We start from the raw sequence: 5,508 nt of genomic DNA on the forward strand, positions 1-5,508 counted from the left end.
TGGTGCTGCGAGAGAGGATTGAACTCTCGACCTCTCCCTTACCAAGGGAGTGCTCTACCACTGAGCTACCGCAGCCTACGATGGCGGCGCTTCTGCCATATCGAACCGGCAAGCGCAAGGCCAAGAAAAGCCTAAAAACCGCAATGAACATGCAGCACGACGACATGGCTGTGAATGGCCGTTCCGCGCGGGCGTCCATGACACGGCAGCGCCACAATGTTGGCTATGCCTGAGGCCTAGCTGGCTGTCCGCCGGCGGAGGCGGGACGATGAGCGGCCGAGAAAATCCACCCAAGAAGGGCGACGGCGAGCGCAAGGACCGACTTGCCGAGGCGTTGCGCGCCAATTTGCAGAAGCGCAAGGCGCAGACACGGTCGCGGCGCGCCGGCGACGCTGACAAGCAGCGCGCCTGCGATGCGGACAAGCGGCCGGAGGGACTGGCATCTGCTGGAAAAATGCAAAAAGACTAACCCAAATCAGCCACACTGGCCGACGACAGTTGGATCACAGTTGGGGAAATCCTATTTCTTGAACCGCGCCGGCCGATGGTCTAAGCCGGCATACTCAACCGATTGAACCGGCCCGTTCGGGCCGAGGGGACGCTTTTCATGGATCGCATCAGAATTGTCGGCGGCAACGAGCTGGCCGGTACCATTCCGATCTCGGGCGCAAAAAACGCGGCGCTGCCGCTGATGATCGCCTCGCTGCTCACCGACGACACGCTGACGCTCGAAAATGTGCCGCATCTTGCCGATGTCGAGCAACTGATCCGTATCCTCGGCAATCATGGCGTCGACTATTCGGTGAACGGCCGCCGCGAAAAGCAGCAGGAAGGCTATTCTCGCACCATCAACTTCTCCGCGCGCAACATCGTCGACACCACGGCCCCTTACGAGCTGGTCTCGAAGATGCGGGCCTCGTTCTGGGTGATCGGGCCGCTGCTGGCGCGCATGGGCGAGGCCAAGGTTTCGCTGCCGGGCGGCTGCGCCATCGGCACGCGCCCGGTCGACCTGTTCCTCGAGGGCCTGCAGGTGCTGGGCGCCGAGCTCGACGTCGACACCGGCTATGTGGTGGCCAAGACCAAGAACGGCCGTCTCGTCGGCAATCGTTACGTGTTCCCGAAAGTCTCGGTCGGCGCAACCCACGTGCTGATGATGGCGGCATCGCTCGCCAAGGGCGAGACCGTGCTCGAAAACGCAGCCCGTGAGCCCGAGATCGTCAACCTTGCCGAATGCCTCAACGCCATGGGCGCCAAGATCCATGGCGCCGGCACCCCCACCATCACCATCCAGGGCGTCGAAGCGCTGTCCGGCGCCCGCGTCCGCGTCATTCCGGACCGCATCGAGACCGGCACCTATGCCATGGCGGTGGCTATGACCGGCGGCGACGTGGTGCTCGAAGGCGCGCGGCCCGACCTGCTGCAGAGCGCCCTCGACATCATCGTCGAGACCGGCGCCGAGATCACGCCTACCAATGAGGGCATCCGCGTCAAGCGTAACGGCGCCGGCATTTCGCCGGTCGACGTGACGACGGCGCCCTTCCCCGCCTTCCCGACCGACCTGCAGGCGCAGTTCATGGGCCTGATGACGATGGCCAATGGCAAGTCGCGCATCACCGAGACGATCTTCGAGAACCGCTTCATGCATGTGCAGGAGCTTGCCCGCCTCGGCGCCCACATCACGCTTTCCGGCCAGACGGCGATCGTCGACGGTGTCGCCAAATTGAAGGGCGCGCCGGTGATGGCGACCGATCTGCGCGCTTCGGTGTCGCTGGTCATCGCCGGCCTTGCCGCAGAAGGTGAAACCACGGTCAACCGCGTCTACCATCTCGACCGCGGCTTCGAGCGGCTGGAAGAGAAGCTCTCCGGCTGCGGCGCGGTGATCGAGCGGATTTCTGGCTGACGCTGCGCGGCAATCTTGCCGAGCGGTTGCACCGACGGCAAAGACCTCCTAGAGCGTGTTGAACCCGAATTGATCGGGCTCAACACGCTCTAGTTTTTTGTCTGGGCATGATCTTTGCCGAAAAACCGGTTTCCACTTTTCGGGATCATGCTCTAACAGAACATTGAATTGTCAACGTTCAGGTGCCTATCCCGCATGGCTCTCAAGCTCATCGCGCTCGACGACCAGGATCTGAGCATCGTCTCGGCGCATGTCCAGGACGCCGTGATGAAGGTTTCGGACCTCGAATACCTGCCGGCGGCCAAGCGCTTCGTGCTGACCATGAACCGTTTCGTCTGGGAGGCGAAGTCCGGCCTGTTCCGCCAGCATAATGAACGGCGGCAGAGCGTCCTGCATTTCGACCGCGTACTTGGCGCCAAGACCAGCGGCATCCCGCGCGACAAGCCGGCCGAGGTGCTGTCGCTGCTGGCGATCAGCTTCGTAGCGATAAGCAAGCCGGCCGGCATCATCGAACTGGTCTTCTCGGCCGGCGGCACCATCATGCTCGACGTGGAATGCATCGAGGCCCGGCTCGCCGATATCGGTGGCGCATGGGAAGCCACCTCGCGCCCGGTTCACAGGACCTGAGCGCGGATAATGGCTATCACCCTCAACCAGACAGACGCCGATTTCGAGCAGCGTTTTTCAGCGTTCCTCACCACCAAGCGCGAGGTGTCGGCCGATGTCGAGGCGGTGGTGCGCGACATCATTGCCCGCGTGCGCGCGGACGGCGACAAGGCGTTGGCCGACTACACGCTGAAATTCGACAGGGCCGATCTCAGCAAGCTCGGCATCGCCGTTTCGAAGGACGACATTGCCAACGCCTATGCCAAGGCCGACCCGGCGACGGTCGAGGCGCTCACCTTCGCGCGCGACCGCATCCGTTCGCATCATGAGCGGCAGAAGCCGCATGACGACCGTTATACCGATGCGGCGGGCGTCGAGCTCGGCTCGCGTTGGACGGCGGTCGAGGCCGTCGGGCTCTACGTGCCCGGCGGCACGGCCAGCTATCCAAGCTCGGTGCTGATGAACGCCGTGCCGGCGAAGGTCGCGGGTGTCGAACGCATCGTTATCGTCGTGCCGGCGTCCGGCGGCGTCATCAATCCGCTGGTGCTGGTGGCGGCGGACCTTGCGGGTGTTTCCGAAATCTACCGTGTCGGCGGCGCGCAGGCGGTTGCCGCGCTTGCCTACGGCACCGAGACGATCAGGCCGGTCGCCAAGATCGTCGGGCCGGGCAACGCCTATGTCGCGGCGGCCAAGCGCCAGGTGTTCGGCACCGTCGGCATAGACATGATCGCCGGACCGTCCGAGGTGCTGGTCGTGGCCGATGCGCAAAACGATCCGGACTGGGTCGCCGCGGACCTGCTTGCCCAGGCGGAGCACGACGTGTCCGCGCAGTCGATCCTCATCACCGACAATGCGGCGTTCGGCAAGGCGGTCGAAGAAGCCGTGCAGCGGCAGTTGAAGACCCTGCCGCGCGCCGAGACCGCGGCGGCAAGCTGGCGTGATTTCGGCGCAGTGATCCTGGTGCCGACGATCGAAGCCTCGCTGCCGCTGGTCGACCGCATCGCGGCCGAGCATGTCGAGCTGGCCTTCGATGACGCCGAGGCGTTCCTGTCAAAGATGCGCAATGCCGGCGCGGTCTTTGTCGGCCGGCATACGCCGGAAGCGATCGGCGACTATGTGGGCGGCTCCAACCACGTGCTGCCTACGGCGCGCTCGGCGCGTTTCTCGTCGGGCCTGTCCGTGCTCGATTTCGTCAAGCGCACCTCGATCCTGAAGCTCGGGCCCGAGCAGCTCAAGGCGCTGGCGCCGGCGGCCATCGCGCTCGCCCAGGCGGAAGGGCTCGACGCGCATGGACGTTCGGTGGCGATCAGGTTGAACATGTAGCGATGTCCGGCCACCAGCAAACCCGCGACAGGCTGATCGACGTCGAGCTCGACGAATCGATCGGCCGTTCGACGCCCGACGTCGAGCACGAGCGGGCCGTGGCCATATTCGACCTCATCGAGGAAAACAGCTTCCGGCCGGTCAACGACGGCGGCGCTGGGCCGTACAGGCTCAAACTGTCGCTGGCCGAGTCGCGCCTGGTCTTTGCCGTCAGCCGCGAGGATGGCGCCGATGTGGTCACTCACATCCTGTCGCTGACGCCGCTCAGGCGCATCGTCAAGGACTACTACCTAATCTGCGAAAGCTACTACGACGCCATCCGCTCCTCGACGCCCAGCCATATCGAGGCGATCGACATGGGCCGGCGCGGCCTGCACAATGAAGGCTCGCAGACGCTGATGGACCGCCTCTCCGGCAAGATCGACATCGACTTCGATACGGCGCGCCGGCTGTTCACGCTGGTCTGCGTGCTGCATTGGCGGGGCTGATCCTGGCCGCCTTGCCTCATTCGATCCTGTTTGTCTGCGGGATGAATGCCGTGCGCTCGCCCATGGCGGAGCAGCTGGCGCGGCGGGTGCTGCCGGCCACCACCTTCGTCGCCTCGGCTGGGGTGCGCGGCGGCGAACGCGACCCTTTCGTCGACGCCGTGCTCGCCGAGGAGGGCCTATCGCTCGGCGAGCGCCAGCCGCGGACCCTGGAAGAGCTGGAAGACGATTATTTCGACCTGATTGTGACGATGGCGCCGGAGGCGCACCACGCCGCGCTGGAGCTTACCCGCTCGCTGGCGGTCGAGGTCGAATACTGGCCGATGCCGGACCCGACCGACACCAGCGGCACGCGCGAGCAGATCATGGCCGCCTACCGGGACCTGCGCGAGCGGCTGAAAGCACGCATAAGCCGACGTTTTTCGCCTCCGGAAGCAAAAAGCGCCGCCGATTAAGCATGTTCACAAGCGGACGATTATCATATAGGTTCCGCCGCAAATTCCGGCCGGCGGCCGGAACTGCCCATCCAAGCAAAGGTATCGAATGCCGAAGGAAGAAGTCCTCGAGTTTCCAGGTGTGGTCACCGAACTGCTGCCCAATGCAATGTTCCGCGTGAAGCTCGAAAACGAACACGAAATCATCGCCCACACGGCCGGCCGCATGCGCAAGAACCGCATCCGCGTGCTGACCGGCGACAAGGTCCTGGTCGAGATGACGCCCTACGACCTGACCAAGGGCCGCATCACCTATCGTTTCAAGTAAGACCGCCAGAGCAATTCGGCCGGGAAGCGCGATGAGCCTTTTGCAGAAGCTGGTGCTTGCCTCGGGTTCGCCGCGCCGCATCGAACTCTTGCAGCAGGCCGGCATCGAGCCCGACCGCGTGCTGCCCGCCGATGTCGACGAAACGCCGATACGTGCCGAGCATCCGCGCTCGCTGGCCAAGCGGCTTTCCAAGGACAAGGCCGAGAAGGCGCTCGCCTCGCTGAAAGGCGAGGAGGACTATGCACCCGCCTTCATCCTTGCCGCCGACACGGTGGTGGCCGTGGGGCGCCGCATCCTGCCCAAGGCGGAGACGATCGACGACGCCGTGAACTGCCTCGGCCTGCTTTCCGGCCGCTCGCACCGTGTCTATTCCGGCATCTGCCTGATCACGCCGGGCGGCAAGCTGCGCCAGCGGCTGGTGGAAACCAGGGT

At 64.5% G+C, this 5,508-nt stretch carries 8 protein-coding genes and 1 tRNA gene; 8 read left to right on the top strand and 1 reads right to left on the bottom strand.

The features are described 5' to 3' along the window. Positions 1-75 (bottom strand) — tRNA-Thr (locus tag Q0L57_RS04875). A gap of 193 nt (positions 76-268) precedes the next feature. On the opposite strand from Q0L57_RS04875, the gene Q0L57_RS04880 reads away from it, so the two are divergent. The 8 genes from Q0L57_RS04880 to Q0L57_RS04915 form a co-directional block, all read left to right on the top strand. Continuing rightward, a complete protein-coding gene (locus Q0L57_RS04880; protein ID WP_296738875.1) occupies positions 269-469 on the top strand; it encodes a hypothetical protein in 201 nt (66 codons plus the stop codon). Positions 470-607: 138 nt separating this feature from the next. Continuing rightward, positions 608-1,900 carry a UDP-N-acetylglucosamine 1-carboxyvinyltransferase gene (murA, locus tag Q0L57_RS04885; protein WP_296738877.1) on the top strand — a complete coding sequence of 431 codons (1,293 nt, stop codon included), beginning with the start codon at positions 608-610 and terminating at the stop codon, positions 1,898-1,900. A gap of 195 nt (positions 1,901-2,095) precedes the next feature. After that, the gene (locus tag Q0L57_RS04890) at positions 2,096-2,527 is read left to right on the top strand and encodes a DUF2948 family protein (protein WP_296738880.1); all 432 of its coding nucleotides are present in this window, start codon (positions 2,096-2,098) and stop codon (positions 2,525-2,527) included. Between the two features lie 9 nt (positions 2,528-2,536). Next, a complete protein-coding gene (gene hisD / locus Q0L57_RS04895; RefSeq protein ID WP_296738883.1) occupies positions 2,537-3,829 on the top strand; it encodes a histidinol dehydrogenase in 1,293 nt (430 codons plus the stop codon). 2 nt (positions 3,830-3,831) lie between these two features. Next, entirely contained in the window at positions 3,832-4,317 is a 486-nt protein-coding gene (locus Q0L57_RS04900) for a UPF0262 family protein (protein WP_296738885.1), read from the top strand. Next, positions 4,305-4,769: a low molecular weight phosphatase family protein gene (locus Q0L57_RS04905; RefSeq protein ID WP_296738888.1), complete on the top strand. Its 465-nt coding sequence runs from the start codon at positions 4,305-4,307 to the stop codon at positions 4,767-4,769. The genes Q0L57_RS04900 and Q0L57_RS04905 overlap by 13 nt, the downstream gene beginning before the upstream one ends. Before the next feature lie 88 nt (positions 4,770-4,857). Then, entirely contained in the window at positions 4,858-5,076 is a 219-nt protein-coding gene (infA, locus tag Q0L57_RS04910) for a translation initiation factor IF-1 (protein WP_006200926.1), read from the top strand. Between the two features lie 31 nt (positions 5,077-5,107). Continuing rightward, positions 5,108-5,508 (top strand): Maf family protein (locus Q0L57_RS04915; protein ID WP_296738891.1); only part of this gene is annotated, 401 nt, incomplete at its 3' end.

Origin of the sequence: Mesorhizobium sp. (assembly GCF_024509055.1) — a bacterium.
GTDB lineage: Bacteria > Pseudomonadota > Alphaproteobacteria > Rhizobiales > Rhizobiaceae > Mesorhizobium.